Below are 25,451 nucleotides of genomic sequence, written 5' to 3' on the forward strand. Positions count from 1 at the left end.
TTTGAGTCATTATGTAGCCATGACTTCTCAGAACTTCAACACCGTAAAAACGTGTATTCGCACCTGTAAAGACATGGCAGCGATTATGCTGCACCAGCTGGGCTACTGGCCGCAGGAATCCTTCGTGGTGGTCGCTCTAGCTGCGCACAATATTGGCCCTTGTGTGCGCATTGACCTGCCCGGCCCAGAAGATAATACCGCCGCATATCTGCACCGTATTTTCAGTCTGCTGCCAGCAACTATTGACGGAGCGCAACCCATCGACCGGTTCATCGCTTTCTACTGCACAGCAGACCGCGATAACCTACGTGCACGCCAAACTGCCAGCGGAACCCGAACACTGCCCAGCACCTCAGAACGTGAGCGTGATGCCGCAATAGCGCATCGCGTTGAACGGTGGCTTCCGCTGCTGACCAACTCCACCGTCACCGGTGGGCTGGAATGCTTCGACTGCATCGTTCTGGGAGACACCACTATCTGGGAGCTATCACATGAGCAGAACAGGCTTATCTTCGCCGGTTTTGTAGAAGATATTCTGATGAGCCCCTACCATCTAGCCCAGACTGTACGGGGTGAAAGTATCGCCGCAACCGCATCCGAGGCGCGCACCACCAACCCGTGGGATACCGCAGCCACCGCAGATACTGGCGCCCGAGAAGACTGGGAAGCTGCAGCAGAGCTCTGGTACCGCACATACACCCAGGAATATCAGCTACGACACGCTGAAGGGGAAGACCCTCACCTCTTGCAGGCGCACTCCTACTGTCAGCAGAAAGGGGCTGAGCTCTGCTACTGGGAAACCGCACTAGAAGCAATACGCTGGGTGATGCGCACCTTAGCAGCAGGTCAAAGAACCACTGTGGGGGATAGGATGCGTCAGCTTCTACCCGCAGAGGTAGCCGGATATCTGGCTGCTAGCCTCAACACGTACGGCACGATTAACTTAGTGACGTACTGTGCGGCAGCCACCCTCACAGATTCGCTGCGGGTGCTTGAAGGATACGGCGGACGGTTCACGGAGCCAGCACCCACCACCACGGGGGAGGGCACCGCCATTGAGCCGGGTAGTTACGGGGCTCCTCCGCGCCGCCGTAACACACTGCCCTCTTCATTCCTGCAGACACTGCACGGTAAACAACACCGGGTGGGGTCCCCATCGGGCGTCCGCACCGGTTGGCACGACTGGGTGCGCCGCACACATCTGACAGTGCAACGCAGCGCCACCGATGTCAGCCAAACGCAGACAGACTACGCGGAAGCAATGGCACGTCTGCTGTGCGGGACAGACCAAACAGTCAGTCCCCGCTGGGAACGTCTTAACGCTCTTGAAGTACTCTGTTCTTTGCTCATTCCCGCAGCCTGCGGTGAGCCGCTGGGGCGGCTGCGCATTGTTCAAGCCTGGATCAACTGGATGCGCGGAACCAGTTCATATGCGAACCTGCTGAACGAGGAAGCGCACCGCCACGTGCAGGAGCACACTCCGTTGGATGATGCCCTTCACCTTGGGCTGCTGCCCCTGTGGTTAGGCGACTCCGCCCGGTGCTGGCGCGGGCCTGCACGTTTTAGCGTCCTCAACGTATACCCCGTCGCCACGTAGGTACAAGCGGCCCTGCCGTAGGGAAGGGCAGGGAATAAGAAAATGCTAAAACCAGCTCTGGCAGGCGCGCCTTAGTTGAAAAAACCTAAGATTCTGTAATACTTGGTACTGACCCCGTAAAGTCAATGCACCCATGGTGTATCTTCAGCAGGGGACGAATACGCCCGGAATATTCTGCGGTGTGTGAGCATTAAACCGTCACATTTCGTCTCTGAAAGAAGCCTAGGACTTGACAGGGTCTTAGGTGTTTTGCAGACAAAGCACCCCGTAACTGAGCTAGAAAGGGTTTTCGTGTCAACTGCCACCAGCAAGAAAGCCGCAACCAGTGAAGCTACTGATGAGGCTGTAGCCGACACCCCTCAGAAGAAAACCACGCGAACCAAAAAAACCGCCAGCGCCAAATCTACGACCACAAACAGTGAAGGTGCCGGAGCGAAAACCACTAAGACCGCTGCTAAGGCGACAACAACTAAGAAACGTGCGACGAAATCCACGACCAAAGCTGCTGCCGCTAAGGCTTCCAGCAGCGCGGAAGACGGAGCCTCTGACGCCGCCGAGACTGAGACAAAGCCTAAACGCACCCGTAAAACTGCTACCGCTACTAAGGCTAAGGCCGCGCCCAAACGCGGACGCAAGAAGAAAAGCGATGACGAGTTCGACCTTGACCTTGACCCGGACGCCATTGACGGTGAACCCCTAGAATCTGAGGCCGATGAAGAAGCCGAAGAGGATGAAGAAGCCGTCGCCAAAAAGGAAGAGAAAAAAGCCGCCGAAGAGGTGGCGGCTAAAGGCTCTGGCTTCGTGCTGACCGCCAGCGATGATGACGATGCTCCCGCCCAGCGCGTCGTTACCCCCGGCGCAACGGCCGACCCCGTGAAAGACTACCTGAAACAGATCGGTAAAGTCTCACTCCTGAACGCGCAGCAGGAAGTCGATCTTGCAATGCGCATTGAAGCTGGCCTGTATGCGGAGCACAAACTCGCCGACAACCCCGACATGGATCCGAAGCTCAAGAAGGAACTGCGCTGGGTCATCCACGACGGTAAGCGTGCGAAGAACCACCTGCTGGAAGCGAACCTGCGCCTCGTGGTCTCACTCGCTAAACGCTATACGGGCCGCGGAATGCTATTCCTTGACCTTATTCAGGAAGGTAACCTGGGTCTGATTCGTGCGGTCGAGAAGTTCGACTACTCGAAGGGCTTTAAATTCTCCACCTACGCCACCTGGTGGATTCGTCAGGCGATTACCCGCGCAATGGCGGACCAGGCGCGTACTATTCGTATTCCTGTGCACATGGTTGAGGTTATTAATAAGCTCGCCCGTGTGCAGCGCCAAATGCTTCAGGATTTGGGGCGTGAACCCACCCCCGAAGAGCTCGGTAAAGAGCTGGACATGGCTCCCGAAAAGGTTATTGAGGTGCAGAAGTACGGGCGCGAACCTATTTCTCTGCACACGCCGCTGGGTGAGGACGGCGATTCCGAGTTTGGCGACCTGATTGAGGACTCGGAGGCTGTTGTCCCGGCCGATGCGGTGTCATTCACTCTTCTTCAAGAGCAGCTGCACTCGGTGCTTGATACGCTCTCCGAACGTGAAGCGGGCGTGGTTGCTATGCGATTCGGCATGACCGACGGGCAGCCGAAGACTTTAGACGAAATCGGTAAGGTCTACGGCGTGACACGTGAGCGCATCCGTCAGATCGAATCGAAGACCATGTCGAAACTGCGTCACCCCTCGCGTTCGCAGGTGTTGCGTGACTACCTGGACTAGGGTCTTCGACCTAGCATAAGGCTGCGTGCCACAAACCAATGATGCGGTGCCTGAGCTTGAATAGCTCAGACACCGCATCATTTTTGCATAAATATTCATTTAATGGTTAGTTTCCTCTAGTGGTTAGTTTCTTCCCGGGGATGGCTTAAGAATTATGGGCATGGGCAGAATGCTTAATAAATACCCACCCCATTGCGGCGGTCGGCACCAGTGCTAGGGCAGCATTGATACCGGGGTGAGTGTTCCCGTTCTGCAGCGTGAGGGTATAAACCCAGGACGCTCCAAAAATGCAGAATGCAAGAATAAGCCACGTGCTCACCGGGTTATTGGGGTCTTCTGACTTGCGGAAATCCGGGTTAAGAAACGCGGTGAGAATAAGCAGGGCGAGGGAGCCCCCAATGGCGAGCCACCCTAATGCGCTGAGGACACTGAAAACCATCATGAAAAAGGCGCAGAGGAAAAGGAAATAGGGGCCGAAAGTGCCGGTGTTATTCTTCATGGTGCTCACTCCTTGAGGCATCTTTCAATATATTATATATACGACACAATGAATTTTTCTACAGTTTGTGTGTTTTATCTCGCATGGTGGGAATTGCGGGGAGATATATACGAGGAACTCGCAAACCGTTACATGCAGCACACAAACATGCTCTAATGGGGTGTGGGCGTACGGCGCCGAAATATTTCAGGATCGTGTTTGGGGCATTGAGGAATATATGACGAATAAACAGGCAGAGATACTAGAACGGGCTCGCGCTTTACTGGCTGAGATGAATGTGGGACACCAAGTTCCCACGATGCGTATCAATACACAATTCGCTAAGTACAAGACGCTGCCGGTCACCGCCTCCAAAATCGGAGGAGTGCCGTACCTACCCAAGGGCCAGGACGGTCCCGTAGACGTTAACGGTGAACCTTTGCATATGATTGCGCAGATTAACTGCGCCGATTTGCCACCAAATAGTATTTACCCGGCGGAGGGGCTGCTGCAGTTCTGGATTAGTCCGACCGAGACCGATACGGAAGATTACACCTCATCACGATATGATCGCGTGATCTACTATCCCAAGCTGGGAAAAGCGAACAGGAAGGCTCATAAACTAGTCATTACCGAGGATAATGGCTTTATATGGCCTCTTTTGGGCGGAGAATACGCCCTGAGTTTTGAGCCTGAAAATCTAGAGCCCGGGCTAAAACTCAAACAATACAGTACTGGGCAGTTATTTACGCGGTTGTGGAATGAACGCTACCCGCAGGAGCAGATTGAAAGTCCTTGGGATCTTGATGAACTTGCAGGGATTGAAGGCGATGACCTTGCGAGTACCTTTTATGAAGATCTTGATCACCACCAGCTGGGCGGTGTTCCCGAGTATATCGACTGGGACCCCCGAGATGACAATGAAGAATGGAAAGACTACACGATCAATCTGCTCACTCTTGTCTCTGCGGATGATGACACCATAACCATCATGTGGGGCGATGCCGGAGTGGCAAACTGGCTGATTACCCCAGAGCAGCTAAAGAATTTAGATTTCTCGAAGGTCTTTTATTCGTGGGATAGCTGCTAAAGAAAATACACCATGAACACTATTTTTGAGCGGGTCAAACACCTTAATCATCTGCTGAGCCAGCAGGATCGTAAACCCACTGTGCGCATCATTCCTCGCGCAGTTCAGGGAACGGTGTCAGTGACCGCCTCTAAATGTGGGGGAGTGCCGTACCTACCTGCAGGGGCGCAGGCCCCCACTAACCAGGATGGTAAGCTGCTGGGTATGGTCGCGCAGATTAACTGTGCTGAGTTACCCAAAAATGAGCTTTATCCCAAGACCGGGATACTTCAGTTCTGGCTGGATCCGTATGATGAGTTGGGACTGGGCATCGACCTGAAGAACCCGGTGTCGCAGGTCAATACTCGCGTGATCTATTATCCCCATCATAGGGACACAAACCCGTGCGCCCACACTCTTGTTATGCCAGATCAAGAGAAACAAACCGAGATGGAATTTATGGCCTGGCCGGTACACGTGGATCAGGGATGGGAAATCGGACTCAGCTTTGAAGAAGCCTCAGAAGGAATAACCCCACAGAATTGGTGGGTCTACCAGAGCCGGTTTGTAGAGTTGTGGAATGAACTATACCCCCAGCAGCTTATCGGTGATTTTACGGGTATTGATGCATACGCGCCCGCAGATGAGGAACGCCCGAGCGTAATGTTCTACCGCGACATAGCTCAGGGAAGCTACCACAAACTTGGCGGGCACCCAGAGTTTACCCAGCAGGACCCGCGTCAAGAGCATGATGGGTTCGATAACTACACAATCAACCTGCTCACCATGTTCTCTGAGGACGCTGAAAAATTTGTTACTGTTTGGGGAGATCAGGGCACTGCAAACTGGCTAATAACCCCGGAACAGCTGAAGAACCGAGACTTCTCGAAAGTCCTTTTTGAATGGTCCTGCGGTTAGCTGCAACTATCAATAAGACTGGTGAAAACGAAAGTCAGGTATTGGGAGGAAAATATTATGGGCCGTACAGTAGCTAAAGAGGCACGGAAAATCGCGGCAGAAATCACTGCCGCCACACGGCAGCCAGTAATCCGTATTAAAACAGCCGGTGCCAAAGCACCGCTGCCGGTGACTGCCTCGAAGTTTGGCGGCGCCCCGTACCTGCCTGCCGGGGCTCAGGCACCCACCAATGAAAGCGGGAAACCCTTAGGGATGATCGCGCAGATTAACTGTACTGAATTACCCAAAAATGAGCTTTATCCCAAGACCGGGATACTTCAGTTCTGGATTGATTCCGGCGAAGAAGAAGGCGATGAAAACTGGGGCTTCAACGCCAATGATATAGCCAACCAGGCGAATATTCGGGTTATTTACTACCCCCAGGTGGGTGAAGCCACCCCTGCGGGGCACCCCGCAGTCACCGCAGCACGGAGCGAAGACTGGCCTATCTACCCGCCAGAGGCTGAGCTTGCGCTCACCTTTAAGAAAAAACATGAGAGCCTGAGCGACACAAGCCGTGAATTTGAGGCCCGGTTCGTACACCGGTGGAACGAGAAACACCCAGAGCAGACTATTAACGAGGTCTACGAGATAGACCGCCTGCACGATGGGGAGAATATTGCCTACGACCTGACCGACAGCACTGAGTACCATAAGCTTGGCGGGTACCCCAGCTTTGTGCAGGACGACCCGCGCGAGAACAACCCAGAACTGCAAGAATATACGGTTAACCTGCTCACCATCGCCTCCGAGGAAGCAAAAAATGATGGTGACGGTGACATTATGTGGGGCGATATGGGTACCGCAAACTGGCTGATCACCCCCGAACAGCTGAAAAACCGGGACTTTTCAAAAGTCCTTTTTGAATGGAATTGCGGGTAAAAACTTAGCGGAGGTGCAGATAAAAGCTAATGCACCGCCGCAAACACAAAACTATGCGTTGACGGCGGGGAATATTTTATCTTCTGCATTGTGCCTTCGAATGCATGACGTACGTGCACGCACCGCGAGAAAAAACGTGCTCTAATAGTGTTCACAGATTCCGCACCAGTACCACTAGAAGCACAGGAGCAGATATGGGAAAAATTCTCGACCAGGCGCGTGAGGTTATTAAACGCATAGAAGAAAATGACCAATCACCCACGGTGCGCATCACAGCCACGGCGGCTGCTGAGCCGCTACCGGTGACATCCTCCAAATTTGGGGGAGTGCCGTACCTGCCCGCCGGGGTGGACGCCCCCGCCAATAAAGAGGGGCAGCCCTTGGGGATGATCGCGCAGATTAACTGTGCCGAGCTGCCTCAGAACACTATTTACCCTGAGTCTGGGATGCTCCAGTTCTGGATTGACCCGGGTGATGAAGAAGCACTCTGGGGTATGGACGACACCATTGCCGACCGTACCCAAAACGGCTACCGGGTGATCTACTACCCCGAATTGGGCGAACCTAACCCGGATGCGCGCGCAGCCAAGGCGAACTGGGACGATTACGGGTGGCCGATTTCTCCCGAAACTGTCGAATATGCGCTCAGCTTTGAGGCGGCATTGGGCGATAAATGGTCGCTGATGAACGAGACCGCCGAAGCTTTGTTTGTTGATACATGGAATGAGCTGTACCCCGAAACACCAATCGAGGATTTCTTTGATGAGATCGACGAGCTGGGCGAAGACCGTGTTACAGACACGATTGACCGGGAAACCGAGGATCAGCTGACCCACAAGATCGGTGGCGAGCCTATTTTCACACAAAACGACCCGCGCGACTTCGCTGATGATTTGCGGGACTACACGGTGAACCTGCTGACCATGATCTCAGTATCTGACGGTAACTGGGCTGACCCCAACACCCCTACAATCATGTGGGGCGATGTGGGTACCGCAAACTGGCTGATCACCCCCGAACAGCTGAAAAACCGGGACTTTTCGCAAGTTATTTTCGAATGGTCCTGCTGTTAGCCGCACCGGTTTTTCAAAGGATAATGGCGTGCGCTTCCGTATATGAGGCGCGCGCGCCATACACCCTATAAGGAACAAGAACGATGACGATAACAGACAGAGCTCGGTCTGTGGTAGCGCAAATGGTGAACTACCAAAGGGATAAAGTTCCCATTACCGTACGTGCAGCAGATGCGCCGCTGCCGGTGACTGCCTCGAAGTATGGGGGTGTGCCGTACCTGCCCGCCGGGGTGGATGCGCCCCTTGGCTCCGACGGGCAGCCCTTAGGGATGATTGCGCAGATTAACTGTGCCGAGCTGCCGAAGAACACTATTTATCCTGAGTCTGGGATGCTTCAGTTCTGGCTCAACCCACGGCACCCCCAATGGGGGATGAACATCAACGATGGGCTGCCCGGGGCAGATGCGCGCGTCATCTACTGGAAAGAACTGGGCGCAGCTAACCCGCACGCCTGCGCCGTTGAGGCAAACTGGGAAGAACACTACTGGCCGATTGACCCGCCCACACGCGAAATATCGCTTATTTTTGGCCCGCCGGAGACGCCAGACCCCATGCTCACCTGGGGAGACCATGAGCAGTTTATTGAGATCTGGAACGAACTCTACCCCGACCAGGCAATTGAAGAAATTGAAGAGCTGGAAGACCTCGTGGAAGAGGCCGAAGAGGACGAGGATATTCTAAGCGCAATAGCCGATGAGGCGGGCTACCACCAGCTGGGCGGGTACCCTGTTTTCTTTGATGACGACCCGCGCCGTAATAACCCCGAGCTAGAAGAATATACGGTGAACCTGCTAACTATGGGCTCGGAGTCGTACCGTCTGGGAAGCACCGAGCTCTTGTGGGGAGACGCCGGGTACGCAAACTGGCTGATCACCCCCGAACAGTTAGCAGCCCGTGATTTCTCGAAGGTTCTTTTCTGGTGGTGGCAGAGCTAAAACACCTAGAGCTGCACATTAGACAGCTAGCCTCTTAGGGCGTGCCAAAGAACGCCTGAGAGGCACCTTGCCAGCAGGCGGGGTATTGGGCAAGACAGCAATATTGCTGAGCCGTGAGGCTAAAAACAACTAAGAGAAAAAACCACCCACAAGGAGAAGCTATGAACACACCGGTTCGTATCCTTGAACAGATACGCGCAGTGACCCAACTGGTGAACGCAGGCGCACAGAAACCCGCGCTGCGCATTACCACTAATGTGCCGGATGCCCCGTTGCCGGTGACTGCCTCGAAGTTTGGGGGTGTGCCGTACCTGCCCGCTGGGGTGGATGCGCCCCTTGGCTCCGACGGGCAGCCCTTAGGGATGATTGCGCAGATTAACTGTGCCGAGCTGCCGGAGAACACTCTGTACCCCGAGTCCGGGATGCTTCAGTTTTGGATTGCCCCGCGCCCCGGCTGGGGTGCCGACCCTACCGCACCAACCAGCCCCCTCAACAACCGGGTGATATATTACCCCGAACTCACAGACCCCAATCCGCACGCCCAATCGGCACATATCGACTGGGAGGCCGACAAATTTCCTGAATACGTGTGGCCCATACGACGGGGCACCCCGGAACTGGCGTTAAAGTTCGCGCCTGCGCTTCATAACCCGCTTCAGTATCTGCGTGAACCGTTTGATGAGCTTTTCACACAGTACTGGAACGAGAGGTACCCTGCACAACCCATTGATGGGTATGAGGACGCCATTAGTCTGGGCCGCGCCACAGGCGGGGACGGGATAAACATTGGGGAAGAGCTCGGGGCAGACGACATTATTAACCAGCTGGGCGGGTACCCCGAAACATTTAACGATGACCCAAGGCAGCATCCGGCCTTCGCTAAGGGTTACACGTTCAACTTACTCACCATGGGAACAGAGTACGAACTAGACCCTGATGTGAAGTGGGGGTATTTTGGGGCCGCGAACTGGCTGATCGCCCCGGAGCAGTTAGCCTCACGCGATTTCTCCGATGTTTACTATGAATGGAACGAACACCCCGCTAAACTTCGGTGGAGCTAAAAACTCCCCACCCGCTGCGGAACGAGCGATAAACCGGGGCGGTAAACAACAATAAACGGCGCGCACCCTGAGCTTTTCAGGGTGCGCGCCGCAACAACAAGAAACTTACAGGTGGGAGGTCTGATCATCCCAGGTAGTGCCCGCAATAGCCTTCACCCCGGCCTCGTTCGCGCGAGCGTGGTGGCCGCAGAACAGCAGGTCATGACCCGAAGGAAGTACAGCCCGAACATAAGCCTGCGCGCCGCACACATCGCAGCGGTCACGGGAGGTCAGCTGACGTACCTTGGCGGGGTCGAGAGTGGAGTTCACGGTCATTGTTCACCCTTCAAAATGTAGAGAAACGAGTGCTAACTCTATGCAACCATAAACCCACCTGCTGAGCCTACCCTCTTAGTCGCCTTTCGCTCTGAGCGTCCGAACTGCACCCGGACTACAAATAGCACCACATTGCTTTTACTGGGAGAGAGGGGAGAACAGACCCGAGGAGCAGCCCCCTTCACCAGATGCTGGTTCGGCGTGGGCGCGCCCGACAATGACCTGCTAAGCCGTTTCTGGGCACAAGCCACGATAGAATAGACCTACGAAGAAAACCGTTGTGAAAGGGAAAGACTTGGCCGCGTCGAACTACACCGCCCGCCACCTCTCAGTACTTGAAGGTTTAGAAGCGGTGCGCAAGCGCCCCGGCATGTATATTGGCTCGACTGACTCGCGCGGGCTCATGCACTGCCTGTGGGAGATTATCGACAACTCTGTTGATGAGGCATTGGCGGGGTACGGTCAGTCAATCCAGATTATTCTGCACCGTGACGGTTCGGTAGAGGTGCAGGACGACGGCCGAGGCATCCCCACCGATATTGAGCCGCGCACCGGGCTATCGGGCCTGGAGGTGGTCTTCACCAAGCTGCACGCGGGCGGCAAATTCGGCGGCGGCTCGTACACGGCCTCCGGCGGTCTGCACGGGGTGGGTGCCTCCGTGGTAAACGCGCTGTCATCCCGCCTGGATGTGCAGGTGGATCGCGGCAGTAAAACCTACCAGATGTCGTTCCGCCACGGCATGCCCGGGCGGTTCGACTCCGGCCGCACCCCCAAACCGGAGGACACGTTCACCCCGGCCGCAGAAGGCGCCGAGGCGCTGCAGATTGTGGGCAGAGCAAAACGGGGCGTCACCGGAACCCGCGTGCGCTACTGGGCTGACCCGCAGATCTTTACCCCTGATGCACGGTTCAGCTACGAAGATCTGGTTTCACGCGCCCGGCAGACCTCGTTCCTGATTCCCGGGCTGCGCATCGCCATTAGGGACGAACGCCGAGTGCCCGGAACCCCCGGCGAGTTCGGCCCCCACGAAGAAGTTTTTCAACATGATGGCGGCATTAGTGAGTTCGTAGAGTTCTTAGCGCATGACAGCGCGGTAACCGATATCTGGCGGTTTACCGGGCGTGGCTCATTCACCGAAACCGTGCCCGTGCTGGGGGAGGACGGCCGCTCCCAGCTCACCGACGTGGAACGTGAATGCGAAGTTGATATTGCCCTGCGCTGGGGGATAGGGTACGAGACCACTATCCGTAGTTTCGTCAATATTATTGCCACCCCCAAAGGCGGCACCCACACCACCGGGTTTGAGCAGGGGCTGCTGCGCACCTTCCGCAAACATCTGGCCGATAATGCCCGCAGGTTCAAAGTCGGTAACGACAAGATCGAGAAAGACGATGCGCTGGCCGGGTTAACGGCGGTGCTGACGGTGCGCCTGGCCGAGCCGCAATTTGAGGGGCAAACCAAAGAGATTCTGGGAACCCCGGCGGTGCGGCAGATTGTGCTGAAAGTGGTATCTGACCAGCTCAAGGCGCGCCTGCAGGCGACCGGGCGGGCCGATAAGGCGCAGGCAAATGCCCTGTGCGAGAAGGTCGTCTCGGAGATGAAAACCCGCATCTCGGCGCGGGTGCATAAAGAGGCGCAACGCCGTAAAACCGCCCTGGAATCCTCGTCAATGCCGACCAAGCTGGTGGACTGCCGCTCGGGGAACGTGGAACATTCTGAACTGTTTATTGTGGAGGGTGACTCCGCACTGGGCACAGCCCGCCTGGCGCGGTCTTCCTCATACCAAGCGCTGCTGCCGATTCGCGGTAAAATCCTGAACACCCAGCGCGCCTCGGTCTCTGATATGCTCGCCAACGCCGAATGCGCAGCGCTGATCCAGGTGATTGGGGCCGGATCCGGGCGAACCTTCGACCTTCAGGCAGCCCGCTACGGCAAAGTGATTATGATGACCGATGCTGACGTGGACGGGGCGCACATCCGCACCCTGCTGCTGACCCTGTTTTACCGGTATATGCGCCCGCTCATTGAGGACGGGCGTGTGTACGCCGCCGTGCCGCCTCTGCACCGGGTGGAGGTTATTAACCGGGGCAAACCTAATGAGATGGTGTACACCTACTCGGAGCGGGAACTGCATGAGCTGCTTGATAGGCTTACTGCTGAAGGTAAGGGGTATAAGGAGCCGATTCAGCGGTATAAGGGCTTGGGCGAGATGGACGCCGACCAGCTGGCTGAGACTACTATGGACCCGCGCCACCGTATGCTGCGGCGCATCCGGGTGGAGGATGCGGAGGCGGCAGAGCGCGCTTTTGCCCTGCTCATGGGGTCGGAGGTGGCCCCGCGTAAGGAGTTCATTATTGCCGGTGCACACCAGCTGGATCAGGAAAATATCGACATTTAGCACACCCTGAACACAAAATGGTGACAATACTCACTGTGTGTTTTCTCATAGATAGTTTATGACTGTAACAAAGTGGCTGTTTAGTGCTTGCAAAAGCACTATCCGGGCCACTTTTGTTCATTGCCCGACCCGCCTGCCAGGGGATGGGGCCTGCGGGGCATGGTTTGTTGCCGTTCATGCCGCGACGGAGTGTGCCTATAAATAATGATTTACGGGTAAATACTTTCAAAAAGATGATAGCGTTTAATCCACCTTTAGACCCTAGTCAAGCCTCACCCCGCCCCCCTCAAAATTCGCATGATTTATGCCGAAAATAAAAGGTTGTAATGTAAGAGGCATTGCACTTATATAATCGCCGGATCTATGGCAGATCCGGCGACAACCACATAAGCACTACACACTAAGAAAAGGACCGCTATGGATCCCCTTGATGTTGGGCGGTGGCAGTTTGGCATCACCACCGTGTACCACTTCTTCATGGTGCCGCTAACTCTCGGGTTGGGTATGGTCGTCACCTACCTGTACCTGCGTTACGTCTTCACCAAAAAAGACGAATACAAGCGCATGACAAAGTTCTGGGGCAAACTGTACCTCATTAACTTCATTATGGGTGTGGCCACCGGCCTGGTGCAGGAATTCCAGTTCGGCATGGCCTGGAGTGAGTACTCCCGATTCGTGGGCGACGTCTTCGGCGCCCCCCTAGCGATGGAAGGGCTGTTCGCGTTCTTCGTCGAATCAACCTTCTTAGGCCTATGGATCTTTGGCTGGGACAAACTCAAGCCCAAGGTACACGCCTTCTGCCTTTTCGCCGCCGTAGCCGGCTCATGGATCTCGGCGTACTTCATTCTCGCCGCAAACTCGTGGATGCAGCACCCCGTCGGCGTTGAAATGATCGACGGCCGCCCCCGCCTCGTTGATATCTGGGCTGTGCTCACCAATAACACTGTGCTGCTGACCTTCCCCCACGTGATCTTCGGTGCTATCCAGGTTGCTGGCGGGTTCATGGTCGGAATCGCCTGGTACAAGCTGTGGCGCCGCCGCAAAGACGGCATCGACACCGTAGAGGACAGCAAAGTTGTGGTCGGCGACGCCGAAGTCGGAGGCCGCGACAAGAAAGACTACCTGGTATGGTTCCGCTCCCTGCGAGTAGGCGCCGTAGTAGGCCTCATCGGCTTTATGGGCGTGGGGCTTAGCGGGCACATGCAAGCGCAGCTGATGATCCACCAGCAGCCCCTGAAAATGGCGGCCGCTGAGGCAGCCTGCCACGACGGCACCGGCTTCTCGGTACTGTCCATATCATCCCCCGGCGCGCAGGACTGCGACAAAGTACACGCCGTCCTTGAGATACCCGGCGCCCTCTCCTTCCTAGCGCACGATAATTTCACCACCGAGGTGAAAGGCGTGAACACCCTGCTGCCCGAATACAAAGAAAAGTACGGCACGCACCTGGCCAACAACCCCCTCTACGGTGAGCGTGCAGGCCAAGAAATCCAGTACCTGCCGCTCATGGAAGTCACCTACTACGGGTTCCGCGGCATGATCACCTTCGGCGGTATCGGCGCCCTCTCATACGTGTACGTACTGTGGGTGACCCGCAAGAAAGGAACCGGCACCGTCCCAGAAGCTAAATGGTTGAAGAACCTCGCAATCCTGGGTATTCTCGCCCCGTTCTTCGGCAACGCCCTGGGGTGGATCTTCACCGAAATGGGCCGCCAGCCGTTCGTGGTGGCACCCAACCCTGAGGGTGACCCCGCCGTCATGATGTTCACCGCCGCCGCCGTCTCACCCGGTGTTTCAGGCGAAGAGATCCTGTTCTCCCTGATCTCCCTCGGGGCGGTATACGGCATCCTGATGGTAGTCGAAATCTACCTACTGGTTAAATATGTGAAATCCGGTGTGGTGGCCGCAATGCCCGAACTCGTGCAATCCCACCATGACGACGCCGACAAAGACGGCGCCGCACAACGGGACGTGCTGGAGTTCGCCTACTAGGCGCCAAGGATTGAAGGACTCAACATCATGAACTTCGACTTTAATATTTTCGCGGGCCAGCCGACACTACCAACCATCTGGTTCGTGGTGGTTGGCGTGTTCTGGATCGGCTACCTCATCCTTGACAGCTTCGATTTGGGCGTGGGGATGCTCATGAGCCGTTTCTTCGCCAAGAGCGAGCAGGAACGCCGCCTGCTGCTGAACACTATCGGCCCCGTCTGGGACGGCAACGAAGTGTGGGTGGTCACCGGCGGCGCGGCAACATTCGCCGCATTCCCGCTATGGTACGCGTCCCTGTTCTCGGCACTGTACGTTCCGCTGACGCTGGCGCTGCTGGCACTGATTTTCCGTGCGGTCGCCATCGAATACCGCGGCAAGAAAAACGACGAACGCTGGATTAACGGGTGGAACACCGCCATCTCAGTATCCTCGTTCTTCATCGCCCTGCTGATGGGGGCGCTGCTGGCGCTCACCTCAATCGGGCTGCCTATTAACAGCAACGGCGACCGCGTGGGCGGCGCCTTCGCCTGGGCAAGCTGGCCCGTACTGCTGGGCGGGCTGTCACTGGTAGGGTTCTCCCTCATGCAGGGGCTCGCATTCGTGGCACTCAAAACCGACGGGGAAATCCGGCACCGTGCCCGCGCAGCCCTAGTGCGCCTGCTGCCGATCGCCCTGCTGCCAATTACCGGGTGGGTGCTGTACATGCAATTCACCACCGGCAACGGAGTGTCATGGCTGTGCACGATACTGGCGGTTGTGGCCGTGGCCCTGGGCTGGTTGAGCGCTAAAGCAGGACGCGAAGGCCGTGCATTCGCGGGGCTGAGCCTATTCATAGCGTTCGGTGCACTGGCTATCTTCACCGCACTGTACCCGAACGTGCTGCCCTCCACCCTGGACGCCTCTCACTCGCTCACCATTGCGAACGCCTCCAGCTCCGAATACACCCTGGGTGTGATGAGCGTGGTCGGGCTCATGGGCCTGCCCGTTATTCTGGTGTACCAGGGCTGGACGTACTGGGTGTTCCGCAAACGCCTGCGCGTTGAACACATCCCAGCTGCACACGACGCCACCGACCTGACAAAACTGCCCAATAAAGTAGCGGCGGAATAGAAGCCAGCGAAACCGGCCCCTTAGCAGCTGACAAACACGCCCCCGCATCATAGGCCCAAAGCCACGATGCGGGGGCGTGGCCATAAGGGCACCAATAACAGTCCGATCACCTGCTGCAACAGCCTGGCAGCACCACCGACACCACCCAGCTACACCCCGTGCATAAGACAGCCAGGTGGTGAGCGGCGGGTCATAAATACCTACGCACCCCAACGGGTGAAACCTCCCGGAATGTTCCCTAAAATATGGGGTGTATGAGACAGCCCGCAAGGGCCAACAACCCGGGGAACAAGAAGAGAGCCCAACGGTGAGCACACACTCAACTAAAAACACCACACGCACCGCACCACCCTCGAACGGGGCAGCCACTAAGCGCGACAACAAACGCCCGCCCCTAGGGCCTAACGCCCGCAAAAACCTGGGCGTATTCGCCGTGCTCACCATGGCGCACACCCTCGCCACCGTCATCTTCAGCGCAGCCCTCGCATCCGCCATAGCCCGGGCCGCACACGCCGGGTTCGCTGCGCTCGCCGCCGAACACGAACGCCGCAAACACACCTCAACCCCCGAAGAGTACCGGGCGCTCATCGAATTCGCCGGGGACTCCCAAGCCAAACTTGACGGCACGCTCGGGTGGCTTCTCGGCGGCGGGGACGGCATCACCATTACGCTCATTATCAGCGGGGTGCTGGCCCTCCTGGCCCGCGCCGGATTCGAATACCTGCTCACCCTCAGCGCCCAGAAAGCCGCATCCGGGGCGAAATCAAGTATCCGGCGGCAACTGCTGCAGCGGGTGCTCGCAACCGGCGGGGCCGACACCCCCGAAGGCACCGGCGCCACCGCCGTGCTCATCTCACGCGGGCTGGACGCACTCGATAACTACTACACCAAAACCCTCACCGCATTCGTCAGCTCCGCCGCAGTGCCCGCCACCCTGTGGGTTGTTCTGCTGCTTTTAGACCCCATAAGCGCCATCACCGTGGCCTGCACCCTGCCGCTCATCCCGCTCTTCATGGTGCTCATCGGCAAAACCACGCGTGAAGACACCGCCGCCGCACAATCCGAACTGCACCGCCTCTCAGACCATATTCTTGAACTGGTGCGCGGGCTGCCGGTGCTCATCGGGTTAGGGCGGGAACGCGCCCAGACCCGTGCGTTAGCGGCGATCGGCGAGAAATACCGTGCCCGCACCATGCACACCCTGCGCAGTGCCTTCATGTCATCCCTCGCGCTGGAACTCATCACCACCATCTCTGTGGCCCTGGTGGCTGTGCTCATTGGCGTGCGCCTGGTAAACGGGCAGATGGGGCTAGACACCGCCATCCTGGTGCTGCTGCTCGCCCCCGAATGCTACCAGCCGCTGCGGGATGTTGGCGCCGCCTACCACCAGTCAGAAGACGGGGTAGCCGCGCTGCGGGCCGCCCAGAACATTATTGATGCACCCCAGCCAGCGGACACCACCCACGAGGCACCGCACAGTAACGAGCAGAACGGTAAAGGCCTGACGGTTGAGAAACTGACCGTCGCCTACCCCGGCCGCGGCACAGTAATCAGCAACCTCAGCTTCACCCTGCCCAGTAGCCAAGAACGCGGGGGAGCGGGCACCATCCTGGGGATTACAGGACCCTCAGGATGCGGCAAATCAACCCTGCTCGGCGTGCTGTCCGGGGCGGTGCGTGAGGGCCTGGTACCCACCGGCGCATCAGAGCCCGTGCATGTGGGCGGTGCCGTTGACGGGGTGGGGCACACCCTGATGATCGCGCAGTCACCGCAGTTCGCCGCGCCCACGGTACTGCTGGAGATGGCCATCTACGCCTTCAGCGCCTCTAAGAGCGAGCAGGAGTACGCCGCGCAGCTACTCGCGGCAGACACCGAATTTGCCCTCTCCGACACGGTGCTTCTTACCGGCTATCTGGCTGAGCTGGGCCTTGAAACCCTCGCCGAACAGGCTCCCGAGTCGCTCAGTGCGGGCCAGGCCCGCCGGTTAGCGATCGCCCGCACCCTCGCCCGCGCCGACGCCCTATACCGGGCCGCAGCCGCCGATGAGCACCACCGTGATGAAGCCTCCGCCCGCCAGCAGCCCCGCCTGAGCGTGCTCGTGGATGAACCCACCGCACACCTGGATGCACACGCCGCACATCTGGTGACCCGCGCCTTAGGGGCGCTGGCGGCACGCGGCGCGAACGTGCTCATCGTCACCCACGAGGGGGAACTGGCCGAGCACTGCGCCCTCTGGCTGCGGGCAGACGCGCACCCCGGCGGCGGTTACCGTTGGGCGCTTAAAACAAACCCGGCGCCCGCCCCAATCCCCGCGTCCGCACCACCAGCGCAGGCGCACACACTGAAGACAACAACAAAAGCGGTCCTGCCCAGCAGCCCCGCAGAGCTCGGCACTGCCCCCGGTGTTTTTGCGACCCTCAAAACCTTGCGTGGGCTCACGAAAATAGGTGTGCTCAAAGCCGTCGGGCCCATCATGATGGCGGCAGCAACCTCACTCGCGGCCGTCGCCCTCACCGCCCTCTCCGGGTGGCTGATTGTGCGCGCCGCCGAAGGCCCCGCCATGATGTACCTGATGGTCGCCATCGTGGGTGTGCGGTTCTTCGGGCTGGGGCGCGCCACCGCACGCTACGCTGAGCGTCTGCTCACCCACTCGCGGGTACTTGCCGCCGCTAACACCCTGCGCCTGCGCGCATGGGCGGGGGCGTACCGCAATATCGGCAGTGTGCGCGCCCTGCTGCGCGGCGACGCCCTGCTGGAGCGGCTCATTGGCGGCATCGATGAGCTGCGCGACGGCATACCGCGCGTGATTCTGCCACCCGCCGCGCACATGCTGGTGATGGCCGTGGCACTAGTGAGCACCTGGGTGATTCTGCCGCAGGCGCTGGGGCCGGTGGCGCTCGCGGCGTTTATCACAACTGTGCTGGCCCCGTGGGTGGTGCTGCGTGCGGACGCCCGCGCTGAGGGGGCGTCGCGCGCATCGACCGCGCAGCTGATGCGGTTGAGCACCAGCCTGCTTGGTGCCGCAGAGGATGCGCGCGCTAACGGGGTGTCGCAGACGGCGGTTGCCGCCGCCGCACGGGTGGACGCGCGGAACCTGCGGGCACTGACCCGGGGGGCGTATGCGCAGGGTGCGGGGCGTGCCTTGGCTGTTGTGGCCTGGTTTGGTGTGGCGCTGTGGTGCGCGGTCATTGCGTACCCGCTGGCGGTGTCGGGCACGGTGGGGGCGCCGGAGTCGGCGATTGTGGTGCTCATGTGCACCGGCATGATTGAGAGCACCGTGGGGCATCTTGAGGCGGTGCGTTCGTGGCCCGCTTTTGCGCGTCTGGTGGCCCGGATCGCCCCCGATGTGGCGGCTGAGGCGGATATCCCTGACCTCACAGACGACGAGGAAGCCGCTAACCGTGCCCACTCCCTGGTGCTCGCCCCTGCGTCTGGGCGGGGGCCCGCCCTGGAGCTTGCGAACGCCGCCGCACGTTGGCCCGGTATGGAGGCCCCCGTCTTTGAGGGCCTTACCGTGAGCGCGCGTGCGGGGGAGTGGACTGGTGTTACCGGGCCGTCGGGTTCGGGTAAGAGCACTGTTTTAGCGAGTCTGCTGGGGTTTTTGCCGCTGGAGTCTGGGCAGGTTCGCGCGCACGGGCAGGCGTTGGATGCTGAGCGGGTGCGCGGCTATGCGGCGTGGTGCCCGCAGGCGGCGCATATTTTTGAGTCCACCCTTGAGGGTAACCTGCTGCTGGCCCGTGACCGTTCGCAGCGTCCCACCCAGCAGCAGATGGTGGCTGTGCTGCGTCGGGTGGGGCTGGGGCAGTGGTACGATACGCTCCCTGAGGGGTTACGCACCCGGGTGGGTGCTGGCGGCGGGTTCCTTTCGGGCGGGCAGCGGCAGCGTCTTGCGGTGGCTCGTGCCCTGCTTGTGGAATCTCCGGTGCTTCTGCTGGATGAGCCGACCGCGCATCTGGACGCCGAATCAGCTGCGGCGCTTATGGCTGATCTGGATACGGCAACCCGCGCTGGCGGTACGGCGACGGTATTGGTCTCGCACCGCCCCGAAGACATTGCCCGCTGCGATATGGTTGTTACCTTGGAATAGGTCTATACATGACGTTGTGAGAGGGCGCAGGAAAATATTAGAACCCGTTCTAGCTGTCTTGAGAAGCGTAGGCTTTGGGCAGAATGAAGGCTGCGCTCTATATACGGTCAAGCCAGTCAGATTGCTTTTACCATTATCAGACAGGGAGTATCTTCGCCCCACAGGTTCGTCTCTTCAAGGGGCAAAAACCCTACAGCTTGATAGAAATTGCGGGTGCGTTGGTACGGTTCGTTGAGAAAAGATTCCCCAAGCGTCTTGACCTGTATCAGCCTGATACCGCGGTTACGTGCCTCCTTTTCAAATGCATTTATTAGGGAAGTGCCAATTCCGTATCCGTGAAAGGCGGCATCTACTGCCAGCAAATGAATTTCTGCCTCAACCGGGTAGTGCTGGGCGATCAGCATGATACCCACAACTTCGTGGGTTTCTGGATGGGTTACCGTCCACGTTTCCAGTCGTTCAGCAGCATGTATGTATTCGGCATTGGACTCTTCACGTCCAAACCATTCAGGCAGGGTCTTGAGGATACGTGCCACCGCTTGAGGGTTATGAGCGGTTTGAGCTGCAGGGGGCCAGGGGATAGTCATGACTGTTTCCTTAAGAATTATGTTTTATGGGTGCTAAAAATAGCCGTGTTCACACTACGGGGTGTGACATGGATACCTGGAACGGATCGTCATAAGACAATAACTAAACAGTCATAGCACGAGTATACCTGATGAATATGACGGGATGGAGCTTTCAGATGCTAGGCTGAGCTTGTACGTATTTCCACCTCAGATGATGGAGGGCATCATGATTGACGAGACGATGAAAGCGCTCACCGAGGAGCTGATTGCGCGCGGCACCAGCTACGATATTGATTTTCTGCGGCGGGTGTACGCCGATGACCTGAAATTTGTGCGGATCCTGCCGGATAATACGGTGCAGATTCTCTCAAAACAGGACAATATCGATTTCTTTCAAGCCCTCAAAGACAACGGCGCCGCGCCCCTGAACACTGCGCACACTATCCTTTTTGCCGATTCTGACGGCGAAACCGGCACTATTGTGCTCAAACGCAGGATGAGCCAGGGCGCGCAGGAACAGGATTTCCTGTTCACCATCACCTGGAAGAAGCGCAGCGAAAACTGGCAGATCGTTCAAGAAATCGTGGCGGTTCTGGGCGGCTAGGCAAAACACCCGCCTTAAACAGCGGGTGCCACGGCGGGCCTGCGCCTCACCGTAGCACCCACGGGTTTTAGGAGTCTTCGTCTTCGTCGTTCAGGTATGACTGGGCCACCTCGTACAGGTCGGGGTAGTCCGCTGGCACCCGGTTCCACGATTCGCGGGCTTTATCGTCCAGGCCCATCTGCTGGTACAGCACACCCAGGTTCAGCTGCGCACGGGCGTACTGGTCGGGCACGCTCTCAGGCACGTTCTGGTAGACCCCCAGGGCGGCACGGAAATTGCCGTGCATGTGCAGCAGCACCGCACTGTTAAACTGCCCCATGGCGTAGTGCATCGTGTCGGCTTCGGGGATATTGCCGTAGGCCGCCAGCGCCGCCTCGTCTTTCTCTTGCCCCTCGTACACGGAGCCGATATTGTACTGCGCCACCGCGTACGCCTGGATTTCGCTCTGGGGCACTTTCTGCCACGCCGCAATGGCTTGTGCGGCGTCGCCGGTGCTGCCGTACATGATGCCTAAGTCCACCTGCGCCACCGCGTACTGGTCGGGTACGCTCTCAGGCACGGCGCCCCATGCGGCGGCGGCTTCTGCGAAGCGGCCCTGCCTGTAGTGTTCCGCCCCGAGGTTCACCTGTTCTTGGGCGTAGCGTTGCGTACCCGCATCGGGCTGTTCGGCCATGAGTTCCCTTCCTGAGCCAGTAGTCTGTTGGTACCTGTCTTGCCGGTACTGTGCGCCCAGGGCAAGAACTAATTTCCTTAACTATACGTGAACATACCCTGCCGTGAGGAACCCCTGCACCCTGGGCGTAGTGCACGGTTCTGGTGGTTGTGTAAAGACGGCAGCATAACACTATAGCCGAAACCGTTCGCCCGGTACGTAGCGCCTTAACAGTGGGGGAGTGGGCGGGGCGCTAGTAGGTGTAGTTACCCACGAACACCACGTTTTCTGTGCCGTGCACGGTGCCCGGGTAGGTGTAGTTGTAGAGGGCAATAATGGAGTTGTTGCGGTCAGTAATATTGGGGACGGTGTGGGCGAACCCTTCAGCGTATGAGAGCGGTTCGGCCAGCCCAGCCCAGCTTACCGGTTCGACCTCGGTGCGGTAGGCTTCCCGGAAGTCTTCGTCGTGGTGGAATATTTTGAAGGCTTCCGCGAATTCTGAGGCCATGTATTCGCTGTTGTCTTGCTCGGCGGTGTAATCAATGTCGAGGTAGTCTTGTAGTTCCTGATCGGAGTCGAACCTGCCGACCCAGATGGCGACACTGTTGTTCACGGCGTCCCTTCGTTGTTGTTTTCCTGCGTGTTTCTAGCGGTTGAGGTCGTGTTTCATGAGAATGTCTGTTTGCTCGTCATCACCAAGATGGAAAATGTGCTGCCCGAAGGCGGTGAACCCGTTCTTCTGGTAGAACCGTAACGCCCGGTGGTTGTGCTCCCACACCCCCAGCCAAATGTAGCTTGCCGCCCGCTGGTTTGCGACGGTGAGGGCGTGCTGGTAGAGGGCCTGCCCCACGCCGTGGCCGTGGTGGGTGCCCAGCACGTAGATGCGCTCAATCTCTAGGGCGTTCTCCTGCTGCGGTTCGGTTTGGGCGCCGCCCGTGTTGAGTTTGAGGTAGCCCACCGTCTGCCCCTGCACCTCTGCGGTGTAGAAGAACGACTCTGGGTTGGCGAGCTCCTGGGCGAGCTGGTCCTCGGAGAAACGCTGCGCGATATAGAGCGCCATATCAGCCGCGCTGTTTGAGTCTGCGAAGGTTTCGGTGAACGTTGCGATACTAATATTACGCAGCACCGCAGCATCGGCGACGGTGAGCTCTCTGAGGCTAACGCTCACTGGTAATACTCCGTTCGTAGGTCAGCCAGCTTCGCGAGTTCGCGTATGAACATTCGTAGACTGGCGCTTTCCTCACGCCCTGCCGGGCGGATAATGGTGCTCATAATGTCCCTTTCAATGTGGTGGCGAGATGATTCTACGTTCCCACCCAGACGGCAGGAAAAGCAAACAGGGGAGCTGCCCTGCTGAGTGGAGGGCGAACGATTTATTCTTTATTCCTAAACGGGTTCTGGGAGATACGAACCTTGCTTTTACCACTACCTTGATCGAGCAGGATGCGGAAGAAATCTTGGTCCTTCGTTGCACCAGGGGAGAGCCAGATCTTATCGATATGTGGCAGTACAGGCTCCTCATACTCGACGTACATTTTCTGTTCTTTACGGTCGCTGTGAATCTTCTCATCACGGAACTGAGTAATATACATAATGCGGCATTCCTGTTCCTCCCGGAAGGCAATATGTTTGACGAGGTATTGCAGGGGGAGAAGAATAAACCGAACAGTTTCGAGAATTTTCTGTTTTTCTTCTATGCCGTATGTATTAGGATATTTGAAGATGGATTTAAGTTTAGATAAGACAGAATCGTTATTATCAAATAAAGAATCTTTAAAAGATTTTTCTATTTCTGAAATTTTTTCAGAATATGTTTCCCAATTATTTTCAGCCGTATCTTTATCCTTATTTTCGCGATAGAAAGTGGATTTATTACGTTGAGCCAGAGTCCAATACCCGGTTTCGGGATCCAAGTAAATGCATCTGTAGAGTGCTGACTTTGCTATTAATTGTTTCTTATTGTCACTCTCCGGTTTCCCAGTGTCATTGAGCTTAATCTGCTCCGATTTGCTAGATGGGTCTGTTGAGGGACCAGCTATAAACTTTAGGTCATCTGACTGGTCGCTAAAAAACTCTTTGTTGAATACTAAACTAACGCCTGTTGCTTCCTGACCATTCTCTTTTCCGTAAAGGCGAAACTGGTTAAGGCTGTCGTGGTTAAAGGTGAAACAGCTAATGAAGGTTGCGGTGTCGTTTGTATGTATAGTTTCCGAGATACCTTGTTGCTCCCAATAGTCCCTTAGAATCAGTCCTTCCGTTGGGTCGTTAACTCCACGAATGGTACTGAGTCGGAAATTTGACGGATTCCTATTGTTTTTCTCGTCTCCAAATAGGGAAAAAGCTGTTGATGGTCGACTATAGTGTGCAACCTTCGATTCAAATTCTGGGATTATCTGGAGAGATTTTAGGACTTCGTCTGTATTTTTAGCTAGGTTATGAAGATTCTTCCTCACTACCACAGGGCACTTAAGAATCTTGAACCCGCGTTCAGACTTATAGTAGGAGAAGTCACACACATTATTGTACGCTTTGTGTGCTTGTTCCTCTTTTTCTTTATCTAGTGAGTAAACCTCCCCGAGGCAGAGCTGGGCTTCGACATAGGCTTTGGGGTCATCGTCTCGGGTGATGCTTGACCAGTTTTTGATGGCCTGTTCCAGCTTGCTCTGGGCGTAGACGAGTCCGAGGTTGAACTGTGCCCGTGCGTAGGCTTCGGGGTCGTCATCGTGGCTAATGTTTGACCAGGCTTCGACGGCCTGAACCAGGTCGATCTGGGTGCAGTAGGCAGCTCCGAGGCCGAGTTGTGCCTGTGCATAGGTTCCGGGGTCGTCATCGTGGCTAATGTTTGACCATATTTTGATAGCTTCATCAAATTTACCCTCATTGTAGTAGCTTCTTCCGAGGTCAAACCGCTCTTGAACGGTCATCTGCTCTAGGGGCTTATTCGGTTCGGTCACGCCTGTTTCTCCTTGATGCGATAGCTAGAAAATCCTAGGTCTCACCTAAAACTTCACATTAAAAGGTAGTAGCGTTGCCCCTCGTCTGCGCAGGAACAACACTGTGGGCAGCTAGTGTTTATTCACCAGAGCAAGGTTACGTTGTGCTTCGGCGTAAAGTTCAGGCTCATCTTCGCGGCGGATATTTGACCAGGCTGTGATAGCTTCATCCAATTTGTTTTGGGTTTGGTAAGCGAACCCGAGTCTAGACTGCGCCCACGCATAGGCGTTAGGATCATCATCGCGGCGGATGCTCGACCAAGCAGCGATAGCATTATCTGACTGATCCATAGTTCTATAGGCGTCGCCGAGACTTAACTGTGCCCATGCGTAGGCTTCGGGGTCGTCGTCGCGGCGGATGTTCGACCAAGCAGCGATAGCGTCATCCAGCTGATCCATAGTCTTATGGGTATTGCCGAGACTATACTGCGCTACCGCATACGCTTCGCAGCTGTGCTCACGGCGAATATTGGACCATGCTGCAATATCCTCGCCCAGTTTGCCTATGATTTTATAGGTGTTGCCAAGGCTGAACTGCGCCCATGCGTAGGTTTCAGGGTTGTCCTCACACCGAACCTTTGACCATGCGGCGGTGGCTTCATTCAACTTACCCATGCACCCGTAAATATCACCTAGGAGGCGTTGTGATAGCGCATAAATAGTGGGGTCTTCACTGGTTGAAATCGTTTTTAGAACAGTGATAGCCTCATCAAGTTTGCCCTCTTTGAAATAGGATATTCCAAGGTCAAGCCGCTCTTGCGCGGTCGTCTGCTCTAGGGGCTTATTCGGTTCGGTCACGCCTGTTTCTCCTTGACGCAGTGGTTAGAAAAGTTCAAAGCCTTAGGTCTCACCTAAAACTTCACATTAAAAGTAGCAGTGCTGCTTCCGGCCGTGCAGGAGCAACACTGTGGG

General features: G+C 56.9%; 21 protein-coding genes. 13 read left to right on the top strand and 8 right to left on the bottom strand.

The features are described 5' to 3' along the window. The first annotated feature begins 19 nt into the window (after positions 1–19). On the top strand, positions 20–1,597 hold the full coding sequence (locus I6I94_RS10550) for a hypothetical protein (RefSeq protein ID WP_201620681.1): 1,578 nt from the start codon (positions 20–22) through the stop codon (positions 1,595–1,597). A gap of 291 nt (positions 1,598–1,888) precedes the next feature. Continuing rightward, on the top strand, positions 1,889–3,364 hold the full coding sequence (locus tag I6I94_RS10555) for an RNA polymerase sigma factor (RefSeq protein WP_126500236.1): 1,476 nt from the start codon (positions 1,889–1,891) through the stop codon (positions 3,362–3,364). Between the two features lie 145 nt (positions 3,365–3,509). Here I6I94_RS10555 and I6I94_RS10560 read toward each other — a convergent pair whose 3' ends face one another. Further along, positions 3,510–3,863 carry a hypothetical protein gene (locus I6I94_RS10560; RefSeq protein ID WP_037286186.1) on the bottom strand — a complete coding sequence of 118 codons (354 nt, stop codon included), beginning with the start codon at positions 3,861–3,863 and terminating at the stop codon, positions 3,510–3,512. 217 nt (positions 3,864–4,080) lie between these two features. On the opposite strand from I6I94_RS10560, the gene I6I94_RS10565 reads away from it, so the two are divergent. From I6I94_RS10565 to I6I94_RS10590, 6 genes are all read left to right on the top strand, one after another. Continuing rightward, on the top strand, positions 4,081–4,932 hold the full coding sequence (locus tag I6I94_RS10565; protein WP_128087925.1) for a YwqG family protein: 852 nt from the start codon (positions 4,081–4,083) through the stop codon (positions 4,930–4,932). A 12-nt stretch (positions 4,933–4,944) separates the two neighbouring features. Beyond that, positions 4,945–5,829, top strand: coding sequence for a YwqG family protein (locus I6I94_RS10570; RefSeq protein ID WP_201620682.1), 885 nt, complete (start codon positions 4,945–4,947; stop codon positions 5,827–5,829). Between the two features lie 57 nt (positions 5,830–5,886). After that, positions 5,887–6,750: a YwqG family protein gene (locus tag I6I94_RS10575; RefSeq protein WP_128087924.1), complete on the top strand. Its 864-nt coding sequence runs from the start codon at positions 5,887–5,889 to the stop codon at positions 6,748–6,750. Positions 6,751–6,944: 194 nt separating this feature from the next. Continuing rightward, positions 6,945–7,823, top strand: a complete 879-nt coding sequence (locus I6I94_RS10580; RefSeq protein ID WP_128087923.1) for a YwqG family protein — start codon at positions 6,945–6,947, stop codon at positions 7,821–7,823. 110 nt (positions 7,824–7,933) lie between these two features. Next, on the top strand, positions 7,934–8,758 hold the full coding sequence (locus tag I6I94_RS10585) for a YwqG family protein (RefSeq protein WP_236588867.1): 825 nt from the start codon (positions 7,934–7,936) through the stop codon (positions 8,756–8,758). A gap of 161 nt (positions 8,759–8,919) precedes the next feature. Further along, complete coding sequence (locus I6I94_RS10590) at positions 8,920–9,819, top strand: YwqG family protein (RefSeq protein ID WP_128087921.1); 900 nt, start codon at positions 8,920–8,922, stop codon at positions 9,817–9,819. A gap of 105 nt (positions 9,820–9,924) precedes the next feature. On the opposite strand, the gene I6I94_RS10595 is transcribed toward I6I94_RS10590, so the two are convergent. Further along, positions 9,925–10,134 carry a DUF7455 domain-containing protein gene (locus I6I94_RS10595; protein ID WP_037235017.1) on the bottom strand — a complete coding sequence of 70 codons (210 nt, stop codon included), beginning with the start codon at positions 10,132–10,134 and terminating at the stop codon, positions 9,925–9,927. 295 nt (positions 10,135–10,429) lie between these two features. On the opposite strand from I6I94_RS10595, the gene I6I94_RS10600 reads away from it, so the two are divergent. The 4 genes from I6I94_RS10600 (at position 10,430) to cydC (ending at position 19,721) form a co-directional block, all read left to right on the top strand. Then, complete coding sequence (locus tag I6I94_RS10600) at positions 10,430–12,532, top strand: DNA gyrase/topoisomerase IV subunit B (RefSeq protein ID WP_037286314.1); 2,103 nt, start codon at positions 10,430–10,432, stop codon at positions 12,530–12,532. Between the two features lie 417 nt (positions 12,533–12,949). Then, positions 12,950–14,524: a cytochrome ubiquinol oxidase subunit I gene (locus I6I94_RS10605; protein WP_128087920.1), complete on the top strand. Its 1,575-nt coding sequence runs from the start codon at positions 12,950–12,952 to the stop codon at positions 14,522–14,524. A gap of 27 nt (positions 14,525–14,551) precedes the next feature. Further along, positions 14,552–15,634 (top strand): cytochrome d ubiquinol oxidase subunit II, encoded by a 1,083-nt coding sequence (gene cydB / locus I6I94_RS10610; RefSeq protein ID WP_128087919.1) that lies wholly within the window; start codon positions 14,552–14,554, stop codon positions 15,632–15,634. Positions 15,635–15,941: 307 nt separating this feature from the next. Further along, positions 15,942–19,721 carry a thiol reductant ABC exporter subunit CydC gene (cydC, locus tag I6I94_RS10615; protein ID WP_201620683.1) on the top strand — a complete coding sequence of 1,260 codons (3,780 nt, stop codon included), beginning with the start codon at positions 15,942–15,944 and terminating at the stop codon, positions 19,719–19,721. 116 nt (positions 19,722–19,837) lie between these two features. Here the strand turns inward: cydC and I6I94_RS10620 are convergent, their stop codons facing one another. Further along, positions 19,838–20,308: a GNAT family N-acetyltransferase gene (locus I6I94_RS10620; RefSeq protein WP_201620684.1), complete on the bottom strand. Its 471-nt coding sequence runs from the start codon at positions 20,306–20,308 to the stop codon at positions 19,838–19,840. Positions 20,309–20,516: 208 nt separating this feature from the next. On the opposite strand from I6I94_RS10620, the gene I6I94_RS10625 reads away from it, so the two are divergent. Continuing rightward, a complete protein-coding gene (locus I6I94_RS10625; RefSeq protein ID WP_128087917.1) occupies positions 20,517–20,894 on the top strand; it encodes a nuclear transport factor 2 family protein in 378 nt (125 codons plus the stop codon). Between the two features lie 67 nt (positions 20,895–20,961). On the opposite strand, the gene I6I94_RS10630 is transcribed toward I6I94_RS10625, so the two are convergent. From I6I94_RS10630 to I6I94_RS10650, 5 genes are all read right to left on the bottom strand, one after another. Further along, complete coding sequence (locus I6I94_RS10630; protein WP_006887392.1) at positions 20,962–21,567, bottom strand: tetratricopeptide repeat protein; 606 nt, start codon at positions 21,565–21,567, stop codon at positions 20,962–20,964. A 232-nt stretch (positions 21,568–21,799) separates the two neighbouring features. Then, positions 21,800–22,159: an immunity 22 family protein gene (locus I6I94_RS10635; RefSeq protein WP_128087916.1), complete on the bottom strand. Its 360-nt coding sequence runs from the start codon at positions 22,157–22,159 to the stop codon at positions 21,800–21,802. Between the two features lie 33 nt (positions 22,160–22,192). Further along, complete coding sequence (locus tag I6I94_RS10640; protein WP_128087915.1) at positions 22,193–22,714, bottom strand: GNAT family N-acetyltransferase; 522 nt, start codon at positions 22,712–22,714, stop codon at positions 22,193–22,195. A gap of 205 nt (positions 22,715–22,919) precedes the next feature. Then, on the bottom strand, positions 22,920–24,500 hold the full coding sequence (locus I6I94_RS10645) for a tetratricopeptide repeat protein (protein ID WP_236588868.1): 1,581 nt from the start codon (positions 24,498–24,500) through the stop codon (positions 22,920–22,922). 111 nt (positions 24,501–24,611) lie between these two features. Next, on the bottom strand, positions 24,612–25,337 hold the full coding sequence (locus tag I6I94_RS10650) for a tetratricopeptide repeat protein (RefSeq protein ID WP_080727450.1): 726 nt from the start codon (positions 25,335–25,337) through the stop codon (positions 24,612–24,614). Between the last annotated feature and the right edge of the window lie 114 nt (positions 25,338–25,451).

It is taken from the genome of Rothia aeria (assembly GCF_016726365.1).
GTDB classification, from domain to species: Bacteria; Actinomycetota; Actinomycetes; order Actinomycetales; family Micrococcaceae; genus Rothia; species Rothia aeria.